The organism is Vibrio sp. 10N.222.51.C5, assembly GCF_041474575.1.
Classification (GTDB): Bacteria; Pseudomonadota; Gammaproteobacteria; order Enterobacterales; family Vibrionaceae; genus Vibrio; species Vibrio crassostreae_C.
The window spans coordinates 102,670-123,847 of the sequence record NZ_JBFRUJ010000032.1 but is presented as its reverse complement, the minus strand read 5'-3'; the positions used below and the strand labels follow the sequence as shown (position 1 = coordinate 123,847).

The window sequence follows — 21,178 nt, the reverse complement described above, 5'->3', positions numbered from 1 at the left end:
AAAAAGAAGCAATGAATTTAGAATATCATGCGTAAAAGCCCACAAGCTAAATTGTTGGTGCTGAAGCATCGTGATTAAGGACGTTAGAGTCAATATGGGTAAATCGCTCGTTATAGTGGAGTCGCCAGCCAAGGCTAAAACTATCAATAAATATCTTGGCAAAGACTTTGTCGTTAAGTCGAGTGTAGGTCACGTACGTGATTTACCAACGGCAGGTCAAAGTACTGGTCAAAAGGCTGCAGCAGTTTCAACCAAGGGTATGAGCCCAGAAGACAAAGCTCGTATCAAAAAAGAAAAAGATCGCAAAGCTCTTATCAAAAAGATGGGTATCAACCCATATAAAGAGTGGGAAGCGAACTATCAAATCCTACCTGGTAAAGAGAAAGTCGTCGCTGAATTGCAAAAACTGGCTGAGAACGCAGACCATGTTTATCTCGCAACCGATTTGGACCGCGAAGGAGAAGCTATCGCATGGCACCTTCGTGAGATCATCGGTGGCGATGAAACGCGATACAAGCGAGTGGTTTTTAACGAAATCACCAAGAATGCTATTCAACAAGCTTTCGAAACTCCAGGTGAGCTAAATATTGATGGCGTAAACGCACAACAAGCACGACGTTTTATGGACCGTGTTGTTGGCTTTATGGTGTCACCTCTGCTTTGGAAAAAAGTAGCACGAGGCCTGTCCGCTGGCCGTGTTCAATCAGTAGCGGTAAAACTACTGGTAGAGCGTGAGCGCGAGATCAACGCCTTTATCCCTGAAGAGTTCTGGGATGTGCATGCTGATACTAAAACAGCAGAGAAAACCGACTTTAGACTGCAAGTTGCACAGAAAGACGGTGTTGCGTTTAAACCTGAAAATGAAGCGCAAACACAAGCTGCTGTTAGCGTTTTAGAAAAAGCGCAATACGAAGTATGTAAACGTGAAGACCGCCCAACAAAGAGTAAGCCGTCTGCACCTTACATCACGTCGACGCTGCAACAAGCGGCGAGTACGCGTCTTGGTTATGGCGTAAAGAAAACCATGATGCTGGCTCAACGCCTGTATGAAGCGGGTTACATCACTTATATGCGTACTGATTCAACCAACTTGAGTTCAGAAGCTGTAGAAGCCGCTCGTGAATACATTGGTTCTGAGTACGGCGCGCAATACCTTCCACCTAAAGCTCTTGCATACGGCAGCAAAGAGGGCGCTCAAGAGGCCCACGAAGCGATTCGTCCTTCAAGTGTAGATGTTAAGTCGGAAGATCTAAACGGCGTAGACGCAGACGCACACAAGCTTTACTCGCTAATTTGGAATCAATTCGTAGCGTGTCAAATGACGCCAGCTCAATACGATTCAACGACAGTAAGCGTTAAAGCAGATGAGTACACGTTGAAAGCGAAAGGTCGTATCCTTAAATTTGATGGTTGGACTCGTGTTCAGCGTCCAATGGGCAAGAACGAAGATACGATCCTTCCAGCAGTACAGATCGGCGATAAGCTTGATCTGATTGCGCTAGACCCTAAACAGCACTTCACTAAGCCACCGGCTCGTTTCACTGAAGCGGCGCTAGTTAAAGAGCTTGAGAAGCGTGGTATTGGTCGTCCTTCAACATACGCATCAATCATCTCAACGATTCAAGATCGCGGTTATGTAAAAGTTGAACAGCGTCGTTTCTATGCTGAGAAGATGGGTGAAATTGTTACTGACCGTCTAGATGGCAGCTTCAATGACCTAATGAACTACGACTTCACTGCTCGTATGGAGCAGAAGTTGGACCAAATCGCAGAAGGCGAAGCAAGCTGGAAAGGCGTGCTAGATAACTTCTTCGAAGACTTTACTGGCGATTTGGAAAAAGCAGACTTAGACGAAGATGCGGGTGGCATGAAGCCAAATCATATCGTGGAAACCGATATTGAGTGTCCGACTTGTAGCCGTAAAATGGGTATTCGTACTGCTTCGACAGGCGTATTCCTTGGTTGTTCTGGCTATGCACTTCCACCAAAAGAGCGTTGTAAGACAACAATCAACCTTGGTGATGAAGAAGGCATTATCAACGTGCTTGAAGAAGACGTTGAAACAGCAGCACTTCGAGCTAAAAAGCGTTGTCCTATTTGTGAAACGGCAATGGATGCCTATCTAATCGATGATAAGCGTAAGATGCACGTATGTGGTAACAACCCGAACTGTGAAGGTTATGTGGTTGAGCACGGCGAATTTAAAGTGAAAGGCTACGATGGTCCACTTGTTGAGTGTGACAAGTGTGGTTCTGACATGGTTCTGAAGAACGGTCGTTTTGGTAAATACATGGACTGTACGAGTGAAGATTGTAAGAACACTCGTAAGATTCTGAAAAATGGCGAAGTTGCGCCACCAAAAGAAGACCCGGTGCATTTCCCTGAACTTCCGTGTGAAAATTCAGACGCGTACTTTGTTCTTCGTGATGGTGCTTCTGGTCTATTTATGGCTGCGAGCAACTTCCCTAAATCACGTGAAACACGTGCACCATTAGTGGAAGAGCTGGTTCGTTTTAAAGACCGTATCTCACCTAAGTTCCAATACCTAGCATCAGCGCCAGTTGCTGACCCTGATGGTAAGCCGACAGTGGTTCGTTTTAGTCGTAAGACCAAAGAAAACTACGTGCGTACTGAAGTAGATGGAAAACCGTCCGGTTGGACTGCGTTGTACATCGACGGTAAGTGGGAAGTTACGGATAAGCGTAAAAAGCCTAAAGAGAAATAACTGAACGTTATTGATGAAAAAGCAGCCTAATGGCTGCTTTTTTTTGATCTCAATATGACTAAATATGCAACTTGTTGAAATGGTGTTTCGTCTGCGAGAATTTATTAAATTCACATCGAAAAATAAATAATGCCAATTAATCAGATTTTCTTATGCAACTTTAACGAGAATGTAACTTAATTAAAATATTGTAACTCACAGATCAGCGTTTAGTTGTATACCTGATGTGTGTCGGGTGTTAATGTAATGTTTCGTCTGGACGGTGTAATGTGAGCTGCTTTAAGTCTTGGGAAAGCAATCAGCTTACGTACCACAGAATGGCGTATTAAAAATTGAATTCGGCCGAAAAGTCGATAACGTATATAAAACCAAGTGCAAAGAATAGTGCACACATAACAACGTTTGGCTTAGGATATTGTCACTGTATGTGAATGGATATTCGCTAAATACCGAAATAAGTGTTGGTGCTCATCCCCCAGAGGAAGATACCTCTACGAGTACTAACATCGACAAGCTATAGATATATGGAGAATAAAATGGCTGGTGTATTGGGAATGATTCTTGCTGGTGGTGAAGGCTCTCGCTTAAGACCTTTAACTGAATCTCGCAGCAAACCCTCGGTTCCTTTCGGTGGTAGTTACCGCTTAATTGATTTCGCTTTGAACAACTTCGTTAATGCTGATCTAATGAAGATCTACGTATTAACACAATTTAAGTCACAGTCACTGTTCCACCATATGAAAAAAGGCTGGAATATCAGTGGCATAACAGACCGTTTTATCGACCCAATTCCTGCGCAAATGCGTAAAGGAAAGCGTTGGTATGAAGGCACAGCAGATGCTATCTACCAAAACATGGGCTTTATGGAGTTGGAAGAACCTGATCAAGTATGTATTTTTGGTTCAGACCATATCTATAAGATGGACATCAAACAGATGCTTGATTTCCATAAAGAGAAGAAAGCGGCTCTAACAGTATCAGCATTGCGCATGCCGCTTGCTGAAGCATCAGAATTCGGTGTTATTGAGGTTGATGCTGACGGCCGTATGATTGGCTTTGAAGAGAAACCTGCAAATCCGAAGTCGATCCCGGGCGATCCAGAATCAGCGCTCGTTTCAATGGGCAACTACGTGTTCGAAGCGAAAGAGCTTTTTGCCGAACTAACGGAAGATGCTGATAGAGAAGGTTCGACACACGATTTCGGCAAAGACATTATTCCAAACATGTTCCCACGTGGTGATGTGTTTGTTTATGATTTCAGCACCAACCGTATTACTGGTGAGAAAGAAGAAGTTTACTGGCGCGATGTAGGTACGATTGACGCGTACTGGCAAGCGCACATGGACCTTCTTAAGAAAGATGCGCCATTCTCGCTATACAACCGTAAATGGCCTCTACACACTTATTACCCGCCACTACCACCAGCTACGTTTACTGATTCGGCAAATGGTCGAATTCAGATCATTGATAGCCTTGTGTGTAGCGGTAGTTATGTACGTGGTTCGCGTATTGAAAAGAGTGTACTGGGCTTCCGCAGCAATATCGCATCAGCGTGTGATATTAGCGAAAGCATCTTACTCGGTGATGTAAAAGTGGGTGAGGGTTGTATCTTGCGCCGCGTTATCATTGATAAAGACGCAGATATCGCACCGGGTACACAGATTGGTGTAAATCTGACAGAAGACAAAAAGCATTACCACGTATCTGACGATGGTGTCGTAGTGATTTCTAAAGGAGCACGAGTTGGTTACTAAGACTCTCTCGGTACTTTTTGTAGCGTCTGAAGTTGAAGGCTTGATTAAAAGTGGTGGCTTGGCTGATGTAGCCAAGGCACTGCCGAAAGCGTTGCAAACACTCGAACAGGACGTTCGAGTGACTATCCCCGCATATAGAAACATTCCAAACATTGATTCAGCAGAAGTTATTTTATCGACTGAACTCGATCATTGGCCTCATACGGCTTATCAAGTTAAAAAACTGAGCGTAGAAGGCGTTCCAGTTTTTGGTATTGAATGTGCCAAGTATTTCGACCGCCCGGAAATGTACGCAGAAAACAATCAAGCTTATGCTGATAACGGAGAGCGCTTCTCGTTCTTTAGTGCAGCCTGTCTTGATATGCTTCCTAAGCTTGGTTTCCAACCGGATATCATTCATGCAAATGACTGGCATACTGGTTTCGTTCCTTTCTTGCTTAAATCGCGTTATCAACAACACGATTTCTTTGAAAATACGCGCAGTGTTATTTCGATTCACAATGCGGTTTTCAAAGGTGTGTTCGCCTACGATGAACTTCAATTCCTGCCAGAGATGCACCGTTACCATGCGCCTGAAGCTTCAGTGAGTGACACTCATGTCACTATGCTAAGAGCTGGAGTGATGTGTGCGGATAAAGTGAACGCAGTAAGTCCTACCTATGCAGAAGAGTTGAAAACGGAATTAGGTAGCCACGGTATGGCTGCAGAATTCCAACACAGATCTGCTGATCTGTTCGGCATTTTGAATGGGTGTGATTATGGGGCTTGGAATCCGGAAACTGATGCTTTCCTTCCTCGTAAATACAAAGCGACCAAGCACAGCATGGCTCGCGGAAAATCAGCTTGTAAGCAAAAACTGCAACAAGATGTAGGTTTACCCGTTGCCGATTGCGCGGTTTATGGCATGGTTTGTCGCTTGACGAATCAAAAAGGTGTTCATTACTTACTGCCTATCATCGAACAGTTTTTGAAAAATGATCTTCAGATCGTGATTGTCGGTACTGGCGATCCGGTTTTGGCGAGTCAATTGAAAGAGCTATCAGCGCTTCACTCAGATAAGTTCTCGTTCGTAGAAGCGTACAATAATGAACTTGCGCACTTGGTTGAAGCAGGCTCTGATTTCTTCTTGATGCCTTCGGAATTTGAACCGTGTGGCTTAAACCAAATCTACAGCATGGCTTACGGTACTTTGCCGATTGTTCGTTCTGTGGGAGGTTTAAAAGACAGCGTGAATGATTACGATGAAGATCCTGAAGTCGCGACTGGGTTTGCTTTTGAAGAGCCAACACCGCAGGCGTTATTGGCTGTGTTACATCGTTCATTACTGCTTTATGCACAAAACCCATCTGAAATTAAGCGTGCTCAGCTTTATGCGATGCAGCAAGATTTTAGTTGGGAAGATGCGGCTAAAGAATACCTAGCTATGTATCATTCAGCATTTTAACTTGTTGACTTAGCTTTAAAATTAGCGGGCGGGCAACAACAGCTCGTAATAAATGAAGGCGCTCTAATTGTTGAGTGCCTTTTTGTTTCCTGGTCAGAGCACATCACGTTTACGAAGACAAAGCTTGCAAACTCATTTTTGTCAGGTAGAAAAGGTGAGGTAGGTATTCACATGACTAATGATAGGTTTGACACTATTATCACTTAAAGTTCTTAATAGCGTGGTATCCTTAGTCATCGCCTCGTGATGAGGCATAGCTCCATTCCAATAATTAAAGCGATAGGTATGTCTGAGAGTTTACTATTTCATAAAACATTTACTCACCCTACGAGCGATGAGTGGGTTGTATTTGTGCATGGCGCAGGAGGCAGTTCCTCCATCTGGTTCAAGCAGATCAAAGCGTATAAACAGCATTTCAACTTACTTCTCATTGATCTGAGAGGGCACGGTAAATCAGACAATATACTTAAAGGGCTGATTTCGAATCGTTATACGTTCAAATCGGTGACGCTTGATATTCTTAAAGTGTTAGACCATCTTAAGATCCGTTCTGCACATTTCGTTGGCATGTCTTTGGGCACGATTATTGTGCGTAACGTTGCCGAACTGGCGGCTGGCCGTGTACGTTCAATGGTACTGGGTGGCGCTGTCACCAAGCTAAACACTCGCTCTCAAGTGTTAATCAAGTTGGGTAACCTCAGCAAGCACATCATTCCTTACATGTGGTTATACAGCCTTTTTGCTTATGTTGTGATGCCACAAAAAAGCCAAAAAGAGTCTCGTCACCTTTTTATCCGCGAAGCCAAAAAACTGTGCCAGAAAGAATTTAAACGCTGGTTTATCTTAACGGCTGATGTAAACCCCTTGATGAAATATTTTAAAGATAGAGAGCTACCAATACCGACTCTTTATTTGATGGGTGAACGTGACTACATGTTTATTAAGCCGGTAAAAGAAATGGTTGCAGCGCATGAATCGAGTGAGCTAGTAGAAATCCCGAATTGTGGACACGTGTGTAACGTGGAAAACCCTGAAGAGTTTAATCAGCGTTCGATTGCGTTTATTCAAAAACAAATTCAGTGATTTTCTAGGCGTGAAATCAAAGATGATGAGTTAATCGAATTGAAATAAAAACGGGAAGCTAACTTTAGCTTCCCGTTTTTAATTGGAGGAGGTATCTGACCGAATCGTTCTATCAGGTCACTGAAACCCTGCTATTCAGGTGAGGCAGCACCGCACTGCCAGCAAGAGCCGAATTGCGCTTCGTTGACTTCATGACACTCACCACAACGCCACTCTTCATAGATGATCGAATCTTGCTGCTTTTGGTAGTCATTGACGAGCATGCGAGCTTTACTGGCCAATTCTGGCTCATATAACCATACGTAAGGGTCAGTTTCTTCAGTGAATGGGATTTCCCCCTTTAATCCGAACAACCCCTCACCACGGACTTCACAGGCAATATTCTCGCTTTCTAACAATCCACAGATGATATGAGCTTCTGTCGGATTCGATGCACTGAAGATTTTCATTGAAATAGAACCTTATTCGGCTATCTGTGTTGTTTAGATATTATAAACTATTCTGCTATATACATTATTCAGCTACGGGTGCTGAGCGAAACTTACCCATCAACCATTTAGCCACTATTGGGAATATCCCCAATAATGCAAATGACAATAGTACTGAAGGGGAGACGATGCCCGAAAGTGAATCAATTTCTGCGAGCTGAGTACCAGCATTCAAGAAAACCGCCGTCCCCGGTAACATCCCGATTTGACTCGTAATGTAGTAACGACTCACTGACATCGGTGTTAGACCCATCAATAGGTTGATAAGGAAAAATGGGAATACAGGAATCAGACGCAGAGAAAACAGGTAAAATGCGCCGTCTTTTTCAACCCCCTTGTTAATCGTCGCCAATTTGTCACCAAACTTGGTTTGAATCCAGTCACGCAACAGGTAACGGCTACTTAAGAAAGCTAAGGTCGCACCGATCGCACTTGCGAAAGATACCAGTAGCAAGCTGTTCCAGAAGCCAAATAGCGCGGCCCCTAATAAGGTTACAACAGCGGCACCAGGAATGGAGAAAGCCGTAATCATGACATACGCGACAAAATAGATAGCGGCAGCCGCAATAAAGTTGCTGTCAATGTAGTCATTTAACACAGCTTGTTGGGCCTTAGCATTTTCAAGCGTTAAGTATTGGCCGAAATTGATGCCTAACAAGACGATGGTTACGACCAACACAATACCCAATATCATTTTCTTACTCATTGATACTTCCTCTAAATTTTCAATGCATACCGATAGTATAGATAGACAGGCAAAGCATAGATTAACTTTCACCAGATATAAAAAAAGCCGCAGTAAATGCGGCTTAGTTATGTATATAGATTGCACTGACAATGTTAATTGACGCGATTGATAAGCTCCTCGCGACGCTGCTGCGGTATAACAGACCAATGTGTACCATTGATCGCGCCTTCTAGCGCCCAAAGTAGTTCAATACTGACAGAAGACGCATGCGATTCTTTGATGGCGTTAAATGCGTTTACAGAGCCAGATTCATATAAACGTTCTACAGAATCGATCCCTGCCTTTTTCAACATACGCTCGGTAGCGAGTCGAAGATTAGGCAGATCTTTGAGTCGGGTCGGCTTAGCAGAAGACTGCTCAGCTTTTTCTTCTTTAGCAAAACCTAGAGACGTGGTTGCAAGCTGCAAGATTTTCTCTTGGTCTTGCCAGAGGCCTTCAGGTAAAGCGAAATATTTAGTAACGACAGGGAAACCACGTTTTTTGTAGACGTAAGGTTGAAACCCTTGTTGTTCGAATTGTTTCGTTGTGCCTTTGTCTGCGCGTATGTGCAACTGGTCATTTACAACCAGAGCAAACATAGTGTCATCAGCAAAAAGACCGAAGCCACCAAACATTGAGCGTGATTTTATTTTTCCTAGGGACTCAAATAACTTCATCGAGTCCTTTAGTATCGGTTTATCCATGTTATTTATCTCGGTGTATTTGAACTACGCCACCAAATAAGCAGGTCCGAGAGATTAGCAAAATGTTGCAATTAAATTGTCAATAAGCCGTAAATTACTAAATTATTAGTAGTTACTGCATTTTGCCATCGGTAACCCCGCTACCATACCAACGAGTGGTTTAGGCCGGAAGCTTTGCGTCTCACTCTTTCGAGTGGTTTGCCCTGTGCGTGACTGATTGAATAGAATAAAGTTTTTGTTGAATGAAGCTCACACTTGATATTTCAAAATGTGATACTGCTTCAATTAATGATCTTTCCGTTGTGCATCTGGGTTCATTATAGTTGCTGATAAAAAAAGCGCACCTAAAGGTGCGCTTGATGAAATTAAACTCGAATTATCAATTAATTTAACGTCTTAACTGTACTTCGTTCAACAATTTCAGGGTGCATTTCGAAGACGCGTTTTTCGTGGTCTTTGTCTTTGATGCGCTCCAATAGAATTTCGAATGCATTCTTACCAACACGACGTTTTGGTTGGTGAACTGTCGTTAACGGCGGAGAGAAGTATTCAGCGAGTTCGATGTTGTCGTAACCGATCACTGAGATATCTTCAGGAATGCGGATGCCTTTTTCTTGCAGTCGGCTCATTAAGCCGAGTGCCATTGTGTCGTTAAAGCAGAATACCGCCGTTGGACGATCTTCCATCTCAACGATTTGTTCTGCAGCAAGAACAGCCGTATCACACTCGAAGTTGCCTTCGATGATCATATTGTCATCGGCAGAAATTTTAGCTTCGTTAAGTGCGCGCTTGTAACCGGCAATACGTTCAACACATGCTGCTTTGTCTAAGTGGCCACTTAAACATGCAATCTTAGAGTGACCGCGTTCAATAAGGTATTTGGTCGCTAGGTAGCCACCTTCTTCAGAGTTATCGATGATCTTATCAGCTTGAGAACTCTCTGGGCCCCAGTCCATAATAACTTTAGGGATGTCAGCGTGACGGTCTAACATCTCTCTTAGTTCTTCAGTTAGGTCAGAACACATAACTAAGATGCCATCTACACGTTTCTCTGCAAGCATTCGAATGTAGTCACGTTGCTTCTCATAGATACCGCCCGTATTACACAGGATCAAAGTGTAACCTTGACGGTAGCAGTAGCTCTCAACACCATCGATAACTTCAGAGAAGAATAGATTAGTTGATTGAGTCACTAGCATGCCGATGGTGCGTGTTGTATTACACTTCAAGCTACGAGCAACAGCACTTGGTGCATAGTTCAGTTCATCTACGGCTTTGTTTACTTTTTCTTGCGTTGCTTCTGCAACAAAGCGAGTTTTATTGATTACGTGAGAAACGGTTGTTGTTGATACGCCGGCTAAGCGAGCGACATCTTTTATAGTGGCCATGGTTTTATCCTATTAGAAGCTACTTTCCCAAAGTACGGAATAAAGTAGCCGTTAAGCTACCTAACTAAGAGCTTAAATTTGTAGGGCTCTTTGGGTACTAAAAGTGCTAAAAAACAAAAAACCGCTATTGAGCGGCTTGTCTTAACACCGAAATGCTCAAAACTATAATAAGCATAGCATTTCGTGAATGTTTCATATTTTATCGTTTGCGGTCACAATTTTAGACTGACTAGAAATTACTCGCAATAAAATTCACCCGGAAATCCGGGTGAATTGTCACATTCTTCTGAATTTATTTAACGAGTCATCCAATAAGCTATTCACCAGCTAAATATTGAGTGTCTAATTGACAGAATGCGAGTAGCAACGATGAGACGGAGGCGTAGAAACCGAATTCATCAACGTCATGACATTTCACGTTGAACTTTGGTAACCAAGTCAGCAGTTGTTGTTCGATAAACTGCTGTTGAGCGGCAAATGAATTCTCTAGTTCTTCTTCAATATTCGTTTCGTTTGAACGAATGATCAAGTTACCAAGGAAATCGAGTTCGATAGCAATGTGGTCTGCTGGCTCTTTTAGATCTTGGTTCACAACTAAGTTGTGCTTAGCCATGATCTCTTCCATATCTTTTGCTGGCTTATCATTCAAAAGGCCAGTTTCGCCGATATACATTGAAGCGTAAGGAAGAGCGCCGTGCTTATCTGTCTTTAAGAAAAGATCGCAAAAGTCTGCAGACAGTTCTAGCTGAGCATCTTCACGAGTTTGTAGGCGGTTCAGCGCATCCACTAACTTATCAATCGCTGGCTTTAGTGTCTCATTTTCGCCTAAACCAGTTAGGAAAGAACGAATTTCAACAGAGTGGTAGTGATCGAGTTCTTCTTGAGTGAGCTCTTTGGCAAATAAGCTTGATAGCCACCAGTATATTTCTGCTCTTTGCTCGTTGAACGCTTTCGTATCTTTCATTTGTTAGATCCTGACTTAGTCTTGTGATGTTGCTTATATGCATCTTGAAGTCACTTGGGCATAAGCACACCAAGGCTGAATAACAAGGTTATTTGCGAAACGCAAAGTTACTCGTTAGTAGTAATGCCTATATTGAATTGCGATGGACGATAAATAGCAAGGTTTAAGATTGTCTTGTATCAAAAAAAATCCATGTTTCTGGCTTTTATCTTCTGTACCACTAGAATTGTTACTAGTTATGAATAGAATAGTCACTGAAACTATTAAATAAGAAAAGTGGTGTAGATGAGCTATCACGTATTAGTCGTAGAAGATGATGTGGTAACCCGCAGTAAACTGGTTGGATACTTCCAGAACGAGGGTTACACAGTGAGCGAAGCAGAAAGCGGCGCTCAAATGAGAAACGTGTTAGAAGAAAACAACGTTGACCTCATTATGCTGGACATCAACTTACCAGGCGAAGATGGATTGATGCTAACTCGCGAATTACGCAGTCAATCAGACATTGGAATTATTTTAGTTACTGGACGCACGGATAGCATCGACAAGATCGTAGGCCTTGAAATGGGCGCTGACGATTACGTTACTAAACCCTTCGAACTTCGCGAGTTATTAGTTCGAGTTAAAAACCTACTTTGGCGTATCTCTGCTGCTCGTAAAACAGCAGCGGGCGCTGTAGAAGAAACATCAGATGAGTCTGTGGTTCGTTTTGGTGAGTGGACATTTGATATCCCTCGTCGTGCGTTAAGCAAGAACGGCGAACCAGTGAAACTGACCAAAGCAGAATACGAACTGCTAGTGGCGTTGTCTTCTTACCCTAATCAAGTATTAAGCCGCGAACGTATTTTGAATATGATTAGCCACCGAGTGGACGCGCCTAATGACCGTACTATCGACGTATTGATTCGTCGCATGCGTGCTAAAATGGAATTCGACCCTAAGAACCCACAAATCTTTGTGACGGTTCACGGTGAAGGTTACATGTTCGCTGGTGATTGATTTCCTTCGGGAGTGATTAATCAACAACGACATTTAAACGTAAAAAGCCGAGACATCATTGATGTCTCGGCTTTTTTATTACTTAGCTTTTATTGTTAACGACCAGAAAATCTATAAATATTTGGCGACTCGTCTGCTCATATGAGTTTAAAGATTCAATAGGGTTACTGAGGCTGGGCCGCAGAAACGTCACCGTCATCTTCAACTAAGCTGGAAGCTTCTGGAATAACCGGCTCTTCAACAATGTCATTGCTTGTATCTAGCCAATCACGCAGGCTTTGCCAAACTAATCCCATAGTTTCGTGCCAGTAACGCTCAGTCTGCTCAAGGTATAGCGCTTTCGGCATGTACTTTTCCCACGGCTCAACTATACCTTCTTGTGCAAGGTAGTTAGTTGGTGCCGGCAGTGGTTTCATTCCAGCAGCATTGAATTCGTTCAGTGCGCGAGTCATATGGCTCGCTGAAGTCACCAACACCATTCTTTTATTCTTAACGAACGCAGCGGCTTGGCGGGCTTCTTCCCAAGTGTCTTTTGCGGTTTCAAGCAGAATGATGTCGGGCTTTGCTACGCCAAGTGCTAAAGCCACTTTAGCCATCATTCTTGCGTTACTTACTTCAGTGCCTGCGCCATAGCCAGACAAAATGAGTTTTGCACCAGGGTAGAGGCGTAGAATACGAATCCCTTCACTTAAACGCATCAGGCCGGTGCGGCTAAGTTCTGATGTCGGTGGAATTTGGTCGTCTACGACGTGACCACTTCCAAGAACCATCACGTAATCGACGGTTTCATCGACAGGTAAAAATGCGGTGTGTTGCCTTTCCATTGGCATTAAAAGTTGACTAGAAACTGGCTGGAAAGCGATTAGGAAAATACCACATAGGGCTGAGAGGGTGATTAGGCAACCAGTCTTCCTTTTGGTAGTAAACATCACTAGGGCTAAACCCAGAAAAGCGAGAATTAACATTGCTGGCAGTGGCATCAATAGCGAAGACACTACTTTTTTCAGCTCAAACATATCCGAATAGTCCGAAAAAACATCACTTAGTAGTAAAAAGAGACATCGCCTCTTTATTCCTGAAATTCCTGTGACAGAATAGCAGGCACGATAGGACATAATAACTCAAGTAGCCGTGACTGAAGACCGTAATTTCGACGATATTGCCCACAAATTTGCAAAAAATATTTACGGCTCTGACAAAGGAGAGATCCGTCAGATCATCGTATGGGAAGATTTAGAACAAGCTTTGAGCAAGTTTGAGCAATCAGCTTCGCCGCTGCATGTGCTTGATGCTGGAGGCGGACTTGCGCAGATGTCGCAAAAAATTGCCGCGCTTGGGCATAACGTTTCTCTTTGTGACCTCTCTTCTGAAATGTTGAAGCTCGCAGAAGAAAGTATCAGCGGAGCGGGTTTGCTAGAGCAATATCGATTTATTCATTCACCAGTACAAAAAGTCGCAGAACATCTCGATGAGAAAGTCGATTTTGTGATGTTTCATGCCGTAATGGAATGGTTAGCCGATCCTAAAGAGGCACTTGATTTATTGCTTGAACAAGTTAAACCGGGTGGCGTCGCCTCGATAATGTTTTACAACCACCACGGATTAGTCCTGAAAAATGTGATTTGTGGCAACATTCCTCATGTATTGAATGGGATGCCACATCGAAAACGGTTTAAGCTGCAACCACAAAAAGGCTTGAAGCCGGAAGAGGTTTATCAATGGATAGAAGACGCTGGTCTAGAAATCTGTGGTAAATCAGGCATTCGCTCTTTCAGTGACTACATAGGTAATATGGAGTACATGGGAGATTACCAATTTGAAGATGTATTGGAACTGGAAAAACAGCTATGTCGCCAAGAGCCATATCTGTCACTAGGCCGTTATATTCACGTTTGGGCTCAAAAACCTGCGCAATAACAGCGGTGAATGTGGTAAAAGAAGCCACAACATGCGCTATGCAATCGTAAGAAGCCCGCGTCATAAAGAAATAGGCGTCATATCTAATACATTCGATATGACGAAGAACAGTAACAGGAACCACAATGAGTGAAATGACTCAAACTGCCGAAGAGCAGCCAATTGATGAGTTGGTGGGCTGGGTCAAGCAGCATGATTTTTCATTAAACTTGCCACCAGAGCGCTTAGCATTTTTGATTGCTATCGCAGTACTAAGCAATGAAAGGTTCGATGAAGAGTTGGGCGAGGGTGAACTGCACGATGCATTTACCATCGTCACTCGACTGTTTGAAGATACTGGCGAAGCGTCCGCGTTTCGTGCCAACAATGCCATCAACGAGTTAGTTAAACAGAAGTTGATTAGCCGCTTTACTAGCGAAATCACCGATGGTGCGAGTATTTATCGCTTATCACCATTGGCGATTGGTATTTCAGATTATTACTTACGCCACCGTCAGTTCTCTAAGTTGAAACTGTCTATCCAGCTTTCAATGGTTGCGGACGAGATGGCAAAAGCCATTGAAGCAGCACAAAAAGGCGGAACTCCAGGACATTGGAGAAAGAATGTTTACGGCGTGCTCAAGTATTCTGTTGGTGAAATTTTCGATCAGATTGATCTTAACCAACGTGTTATGGATGAGCAGCAGCAAACCGTTAAACAGCAAATTGCCGACCTTTTAAACAAGGATTGGCGAGAGGCGATTAACAACTGTGAAACCTTGCTTTCAGAAACCTCGTCCACACTAAAAGAATTGCAAGACACCTTGCAAGCGGCGGGGGATGAACTGCAAACACAGATCCTCGATATTCAAGAAATTGTTTACGGTGACGATGAACTCGAGTTCGTTGGCGAAACCCTGTTCGGCTTGCAGATGAAGCTAGACCGAATCACCAGTTGGGGCCAACAAGCCATCGATTTATGGATCGGCTACGACCGCCATGTTCACAAGTTCATCCGTACCGCGATTGATATGGATAAAAACCGCGCCTTTAGCCAGCGCTTGCGTCAGTCAGTCACTGACTACTTTGATGCGCCTTGGTTATTGACCTACGCCGATGCTGAGAAGCTGACGGATCTTCGTGATGAAGCGCTTATGCTTCGTGATGACGAAGTGATGGGACAAGCACCAATCGACGTAGAGTACGAAGAATTTGAGCAAGTGAATGACCTGCTTTCAGATCGAATTGCAGAGATGTTAAAAGCTCACAAACAGCAAGGCGCGCCAATTGATCTTGGCCTTGTGTTACGCGATTACCTCGCTGCACACCCTCGCACACACCATTTTGATTTAGCCAGAATTGTTGTCGACCAAGCCGTACGCTTAGGTTACTCAGAGTCTGACTATCAGGCTATTCAGCCAGATTGGCAGGCAATCAACGATTTCGGTGCAAAGGTACAAGCAAATGTCATTAACAAGTACTGATGATTACATGCCAGAGAAACTGGTAAAAGCGATAGCGAACCCACTGTTCCCTGCGCTAGATAGCATGCTGCGTTCAGGCAAGCATGTTTCAACAGAAGATCTAGATAACCACGCGTTGCTGTCTGATTTTGAAGTTGAGCTTCAGCATTTCTATCAACGCTACAATACGGAACTGGTAAAAGCGCCGGAAGGTTTCTTTTACTTGCGTCCGCGTTCTACGTCTCTGATTGGTCGTAGTGTGTTGTCTGAGCTCGACATGTTGGTTGGCAAGGTGTTGTGTTTCTTATACCTAAGCCCAGAACGTCTGGCTCATGAAGGTATCTTCACCAATCAAGAACTGTTTGATGAATTGATGTCGTTAGCGGATGAGAAAAAACTCATGAAGCTAGCAACCAACCGTGCATCTGGTTCTGACTTAGATAAAGAAAAGCTCTTCGAAAAAGTTCGTACTTCTCTGCGTCGTTTACGCCGTATCGGCATGCTGATTGCGATTGGTGAAACGGGCAAGTTCCGTATCAGCGAAGCGGTATTCCGCTTTGGCGCTGACGTTCGTGTTGGTGACGATATGAAAGAAGCGCAATTACGTCTTATCCGTGATGGTGAAGCTGTGGTGCATACCCAAGAGCCTAACCAAGGTAGCTTGTTGAATGAAGAACAAGCGGAAGCTGTATCAGAAGTAGTTGCAGACGTAAACGAAAACGGTCAACAAGACATTTTTAACGATCAAGCTGACTTTGACCTTGAGTCAAACGATGGCGAACAAACAAAAGTAGAAGGTGAAGCATGATTGAAAGAGGTAAGTATCAATCATTAACCATGGTCAACTGGAACGGCTTCTTTGCGCGTACTTTTGATATTGATGGATTGGTTACAACGCTTTCTGGCGGTAACGGTGCGGGTAAGTCGACCACAATGGCGGCATTCATCACAGCACTGATCCCTGACCAAAGCCTTCTGCATTTCCGTAACACAACGGAAGCGGGTAGCTCACAGTCATCTCGTGATAAAGGCCTTTACGGTAAGCTTCAGCCAGGCGCATGTTATGCCGCACTAGATGTTGTGAACTCTCGTAATCAGCGTCTATTGTTTGCAGTAAAACTGCAGCAAGTCGCGGGTCGTGATAAGAAAGTCGACATTAAACCGTTCGTTATCCAAGGCCTTCCAAGCCATGTGAAACCAACGGATGTGTTGATTCAGAACGTTTCAGACAGCCACGCTCGCGTATGTCAGTTGAACGACGTGAAAGCGGCGGTTGCACAATACGAAGGCACGCATTTTAAGGCCTTCTCTTCGATTGTTGATTACCACTCGCAAATGTTTGAATACGGTGTGGTACCGAAGAAACTACGTAACAGCAGCGACCGTTCTAAGTTCTACCGCCTAATTGAAGCATCACTTTACGGTGGTATCTCAAGTGCGATTACGCGTTCTCTGCGTGATTACCTGTTACCGCAAAATGGTGGTGTGAAGAAAGCGTTCCAAGACATGGAATCAGCACTACGCGAAAACCGTATGACGCTAGAAGCGATCAAAACGACTCAGTCGGATCGTGATTTGTTTAAGCACTTGATCACTGAATCTACGAACTACGTGGCAGCAGATTACATGCGCCATGCTAACGATCGTCGCAACAAGCTTGATCAAACCATGAAGTTCCGTGGTGAGCTGTTTGGTTCTCGTGAAACCTTGCTTGATCAAAACAACTTGTTGAACCGCGTTCAAGAAGAACTAGAGTTACTTGTCGATCAAGAATCAGCACTAGAGCAAGATTACCAAGCGGCTTCGGATCATCTGCAATTAGTTCAAACTGCACTTCGTCAGCAAGAGAAAATTGCCCGCTACAGCGAAGATCTAGAAGAGCTTAACGAGCGTCTAGAAGAGCAAATGATGGTGGTTGAAGAAGCTCAAGAGCGAGTACTTCTTGCTGAAGAGCAGGCAACCATCACTGAAGAAGAAGTGGATAGCCTGAAAACTCAGCTTGCTGACTACCAACAAGCATTGGATGTTCAGCAGACTCGTGCACTTCAATACCAGCAAGCGGTTCAAGCATTAGAGAAAACTAAGCAGCTACTTGGTGATGAGTCTATTACGGCAGAAAGCGCACTAACTCTGGTTTCTGAGCTAAAAGCACAAGAAGAATCAAGCACTCAAACGCTGCTGTCTACTAAACATAAACTAGACATGTCTTCTGCTGCTTCTGCGCAGTTCGACAAAGCGCTCGCTCTTGTTAAAAGTATTGTGGGTGACGTTGAGCGTAAAGAAGCGTCTCAAAGCGCTAAGCAAGCTTTAGAAAAAGGCCGTAACGCAAAACACGTTGTTGAAAATGAACAGCAGTGGCGTGCTCAGCACCGCGATATGGCTCGTGATGTGGCTCAGCAGCGTCAAGCAAAAGAGCTAGCGACTGAATACCAAAAGCAACACAACATCTCACTGACTGACGAAGCGGTTTTCGATGAAGAACGTGAACGTCATGCTATGCAGATCGAGTCTCTTGAGTACGCTCAAGAAGAGCTGCGTGAAGCGAAGAGTGAGCAACGTCGTGTACAACAAAACCACGATCAAGAGATTCAAAAACTTGAGTCTATTGCTCCAGCATGGATCACGGCAAACGATGCGCTTGAAGCATTAAGAGATCAAACCGACGCTGAGCTAGAAGATAGCCAAGCGGTGATGACTCAAATGCAACAAGTGCTTGAAGATGAGAAATCTCAAGCGGTAGCAAAAGATCAGTTGGCTACGCGCCGAGCTGAACTTGAGCACGAAATTGAGCGTTTAGCGTCTCCAGGTGGTTCTAACGATCCTCGCCTCAAAGGCCTAGCGGATACGCTTGGTGGCGTGCTGCTTTCTGAGATCTACGATGATATCACTATTGGTGATGCGCCGTACTTCAGTGCGATGTACGGCCCGGCTCGTCACGCAATTGTGGTTTCTGATCTTGATGGTATTAAAGAGAAGCTGGTGGATCTTGATGATTGTCCAGAAGACCTTTACATCCTAGAAGGCGATGTCGACGCGTTTGATGACAGTTCATTCAATGCCGATGAGCTTGAAGGCGCAGTGTGTGTTCAGCTGAACGATCGCCAAATGCGTTACTCTCGTTTCCCTGAGATCCCACTGTTTGGCCGTGCGGCTCGTGAACAACGTCTAGAGAAATTGCGCGAAGAGCGTGACGTTGTGGTTGAAAACCACGCGAAGGCAGCGTTTGACTCTCAAAAACTGAATCGCCTATACCAAGCATTCAACAGCTTTGTTGCGAAGCACCTGCACGTTGCGTTTAACGCAGACCCAGAGCAAGCACTTGCTGCGATTCGTGATAAGCGTAATCAAATTGTTCGTTCTCTGGCTGAGCTTATCTCTAAAGAGCAGCAGCAACGCAGTCAGCTTCTACAAAGCAAGCAGGCACTTGGTGCGCTAGATAAATTAGCACCAATGGTTCGTATTTTAGAAGACGAAACATTGGCTGAGCGTTTAGCTGAATTAGAAGCGCAACTAGAGCGTTTAAGTGAAGCGAAATCTTACTTGAATACGCACGGCAAGGCGCTTACTTCTCTAGAACAGTTCGTATCTGCACTAGACGCTGACCCAGAGCAATTCGAAGCTTTGGAAGCAGAGTACCGTCAAGCAGACAACGCGCTACAAACGCTAAAAGGCAAAGTGTTCGCACTGTCTGATCTGATTGAGCGTCGTCATTACTTTGCTTACGCGGATTCTGTTGATTTGCTTAATAAGAGCAGTGAACTGAGCGAGCAACTGAAAGCGAAGTTGGTTCAAGCTGAACAAGCAAGAACCAAAGGCCGCGATGGCTTGAAGCAAGCTCGCGAACAGATGAACCAATACAACCAAGTATTGGCGGCACTGAAGAGCTCACATCAAGCGAAGCAAGAAACGGTTCAAGAGTTCAAACAAGAGCTACAAGAGTTCGGCGTAAACGCTGACGAAGGCGCTGAAGAGCGTGCTGTACGTCGTCGTGACGAGCTTCAAGAGCGTCTGCACACATCTCGCAGCCGTAAGAGTGAATACGAGCGTACGATTACGTCAACTGAACTTGAGATGAAAGCACTGGCTAAGCGTCTTAAGAAAGTTCAAAAAGAGTACACCGAGCTTCGTACTTTCGTTGTTGCAGCGAAAGCGGGTTGGTGTTCAGTACTTCGTTTAGCGCGTGAGAATGATGTTGAACGTCGTCTGCATAAACGTGAACTGGCTTATCTAACGGCAGGCGAGCTTCGCTCTATGTCGGATAAATCACTGGGTGCGCTACGTCTGGCGGTAGCCGACAATGACGACCTGCGTGATTCGCTGCGTTTATCTGAAGACAACGCGCATCCAGAGCGTAAAGTTCTGTTCTACATTGCGGTTTACCAACACCTTCGTGAGCGTATTCGCCAAGATATTATTCACACGGATGATCCGGTTGAAGCAATCGAAGAGATGGAAGTGGAGCTAGCTCGACTAACAGAAGAGTTGACGCAGCGTGAAAATCGCCTGGCAATCAGCTCTGAGTCCGTAGCAAGCATCATCAAGAAAACGATTCAGCGCGAGCAGAACCGTATTCGAATGCTGAACCAAGGTTTGTCTAACATTTACTTTGGTCAGGTTAAAGGCGTACGTCTGAACGTTAAGATCCGTGAAAGCCACGAGATCTTGCTATCGGGCTTAGCGACTCAACAAGAGCAGCATAAAGACTTGTTCGAGACGACTCGCTTCACCTTCTCTGAAGCAATGGCGAAGTTGTTCCAACGTGTGAACCCACACATCGACATGGGTCAACGTTCTCCGCAAGTTCTGGGTGAAGAGCTACTGGATTACCGTAACTACCTAGAGCTAAGTGTGGAAGTTAACCGTGGTTCAGACGGCTGGCTACAAGCGGAATCGGGTGCACTTTCTACCGGTGAGGCGATCGGTACTGGTCAATCTATCCTATTGATGGTTGTTCAGAGCTGGGAAGAAGAGTCTCGTCGACTGCGTAGCAAAGACATCGTTCCATGTCGTTTGTTGTTCCTTGATGAAGCAGCTCGTCTGGATGCGAAATCTATCTCTACCTTGTTCGAACTGTGTGACCGTTTAGGTATGCAACTTTTGATTGCAGCACCAGAGAACATTAGCCCTGAGAAAGGCACAACCTACAAACTGGTTCGTAAGGTCTTTAAAGATCACGAGCACGTACATGTTGTTGGCCTGCGCGGTTTTGCTCAAAACAAACCGGCATCCCCAGTTCAAGAGCTTATTGAAGAAGCTGAGCAATAACCTTGATAGCCGAGTCATAGCCTTGATAGCCGAGCAATAAGCTTGATAACTGAGTTATAAGCTCGAAAGCGACTCAATGATATTTGTACAAAGTCCCTAATCAATAGGGGCTTTTTTGTATCTTGAATCTAATTTCCTCAACTGAACTCCTCTCGCCTAATTCTTTTATCGATACTGATAAGACCACTCATACCTTGTGGTTATTATCAATGGAACTTGTTTGAGGTCACACGCACAAAACCACAAATAATGTATGGTAATGACATAGATTTAATAAT

General features: G+C 44.3%; 15 protein-coding genes and 1 riboswitch. Of the genes, 9 read left to right on the top strand and 6 right to left on the bottom strand.

Features of this window, described 5'->3' with window-relative positions; genetic code table 11:
- Positions 1-94 precede the first annotated feature (94 nt).
- The 4 genes from topA (at position 95) to AB4558_RS11185 (ending at position 7,006) form a co-directional block, all read left to right on the top strand.
- A complete protein-coding gene (gene topA, locus AB4558_RS11200; RefSeq protein ID WP_017067846.1) occupies positions 95-2,725 on the top strand; it encodes a type I DNA topoisomerase in 2,631 nt (876 codons plus the stop codon).
- A 524-nt stretch (positions 2,726-3,249) separates the two neighbouring features.
- A complete protein-coding gene (gene glgC / locus AB4558_RS11195; protein ID WP_080582251.1) occupies positions 3,250-4,479 on the top strand; it encodes a glucose-1-phosphate adenylyltransferase in 1,230 nt (409 codons plus the stop codon).
- Complete coding sequence (glgA, locus tag AB4558_RS11190) at positions 4,469-5,923, top strand: glycogen synthase GlgA (protein ID WP_371720703.1); 1,455 nt, start codon at positions 4,469-4,471, stop codon at positions 5,921-5,923. Before glgC ends, glgA begins: the two co-directional genes overlap by 11 nt.
- A 285-nt stretch (positions 5,924-6,208) precedes the next feature.
- Positions 6,209-7,006 carry an alpha/beta fold hydrolase gene (locus AB4558_RS11185; protein WP_017062100.1) on the top strand — a complete coding sequence of 266 codons (798 nt, stop codon included), beginning with the start codon at positions 6,209-6,211 and terminating at the stop codon, positions 7,004-7,006.
- 131 nt (positions 7,007-7,137) lie between these two features.
- Here the strand turns inward: AB4558_RS11185 and AB4558_RS11180 are convergent, their stop codons facing one another.
- From AB4558_RS11180 to torD, 5 genes are all read right to left on the bottom strand, one after another.
- On the bottom strand, positions 7,138-7,455 hold the full coding sequence (locus AB4558_RS11180) for a DUF2007 domain-containing protein (protein ID WP_017062099.1): 318 nt from the start codon (positions 7,453-7,455) through the stop codon (positions 7,138-7,140).
- 64 nt (positions 7,456-7,519) lie between these two features.
- Positions 7,520-8,200 carry a TVP38/TMEM64 family protein gene (locus tag AB4558_RS11175; RefSeq protein WP_017072239.1) on the bottom strand — a complete coding sequence of 227 codons (681 nt, stop codon included), beginning with the start codon at positions 8,198-8,200 and terminating at the stop codon, positions 7,520-7,522.
- Between the two features lie 134 nt (positions 8,201-8,334).
- A complete protein-coding gene (locus AB4558_RS11170; protein WP_019820997.1) occupies positions 8,335-8,925 on the bottom strand; it encodes a TfoX/Sxy family DNA transformation protein in 591 nt (196 codons plus the stop codon).
- Between the two features lie 127 nt (positions 8,926-9,052).
- A riboswitch (cyclic di-GMP riboswitch) is annotated at positions 9,053-9,138 on the bottom strand.
- Between the two features lie 170 nt (positions 9,139-9,308).
- Entirely contained in the window at positions 9,309-10,313 is a 1,005-nt protein-coding gene (purR, locus tag AB4558_RS11165) for an HTH-type transcriptional repressor PurR (protein ID WP_017063507.1), read from the bottom strand.
- Between the two features lie 316 nt (positions 10,314-10,629).
- Entirely contained in the window at positions 10,630-11,277 is a 648-nt protein-coding gene (gene torD, locus AB4558_RS11160) for a molecular chaperone TorD (protein ID WP_017062095.1), read from the bottom strand.
- Positions 11,278-11,562: 285 nt separating this feature from the next.
- On the opposite strand from torD, the gene torR reads away from it, so the two are divergent.
- Positions 11,563-12,276 (top strand): two-component system response regulator TorR, encoded by a 714-nt coding sequence (gene torR / locus AB4558_RS11155; protein ID WP_017067841.1) that lies wholly within the window; start codon positions 11,563-11,565, stop codon positions 12,274-12,276.
- Positions 12,277-12,440: 164 nt separating this feature from the next.
- Here the strand turns inward: torR and elyC are convergent, their stop codons facing one another.
- The gene (elyC, locus tag AB4558_RS11150) at positions 12,441-13,292 is read right to left on the bottom strand and encodes an envelope biogenesis factor ElyC (protein WP_372158806.1); all 852 of its coding nucleotides are present in this window, start codon (positions 13,290-13,292) and stop codon (positions 12,441-12,443) included.
- A gap of 115 nt (positions 13,293-13,407) precedes the next feature.
- Here elyC and cmoM point away from each other — a divergent pair, with 115 nt between their 5' ends.
- The 4 genes from cmoM (at position 13,408) to mukB (ending at position 20,900) form a co-directional block, all read left to right on the top strand.
- Positions 13,408-14,193 (top strand): tRNA uridine 5-oxyacetic acid(34) methyltransferase CmoM, encoded by a 786-nt coding sequence (gene cmoM / locus AB4558_RS11145; RefSeq protein ID WP_108149820.1) that lies wholly within the window; start codon positions 13,408-13,410, stop codon positions 14,191-14,193.
- Positions 14,194-14,318: 125 nt separating this feature from the next.
- On the top strand, positions 14,319-15,656 hold the full coding sequence (mukF, locus tag AB4558_RS11140) for a chromosome partition protein MukF (RefSeq protein ID WP_372073341.1): 1,338 nt from the start codon (positions 14,319-14,321) through the stop codon (positions 15,654-15,656).
- A complete protein-coding gene (mukE, locus tag AB4558_RS11135; RefSeq protein ID WP_017062090.1) occupies positions 15,637-16,443 on the top strand; it encodes a chromosome partition protein MukE in 807 nt (268 codons plus the stop codon). Before mukF ends, mukE begins: the two co-directional genes overlap by 20 nt.
- Entirely contained in the window at positions 16,440-20,900 is a 4,461-nt protein-coding gene (gene mukB, locus AB4558_RS11130; protein ID WP_372158805.1) for a chromosome partition protein MukB, read from the top strand. The genes mukE and mukB overlap by 4 nt, the downstream gene beginning before the upstream one ends.
- Positions 20,901-21,178: the final 278 nt, after the last annotated feature.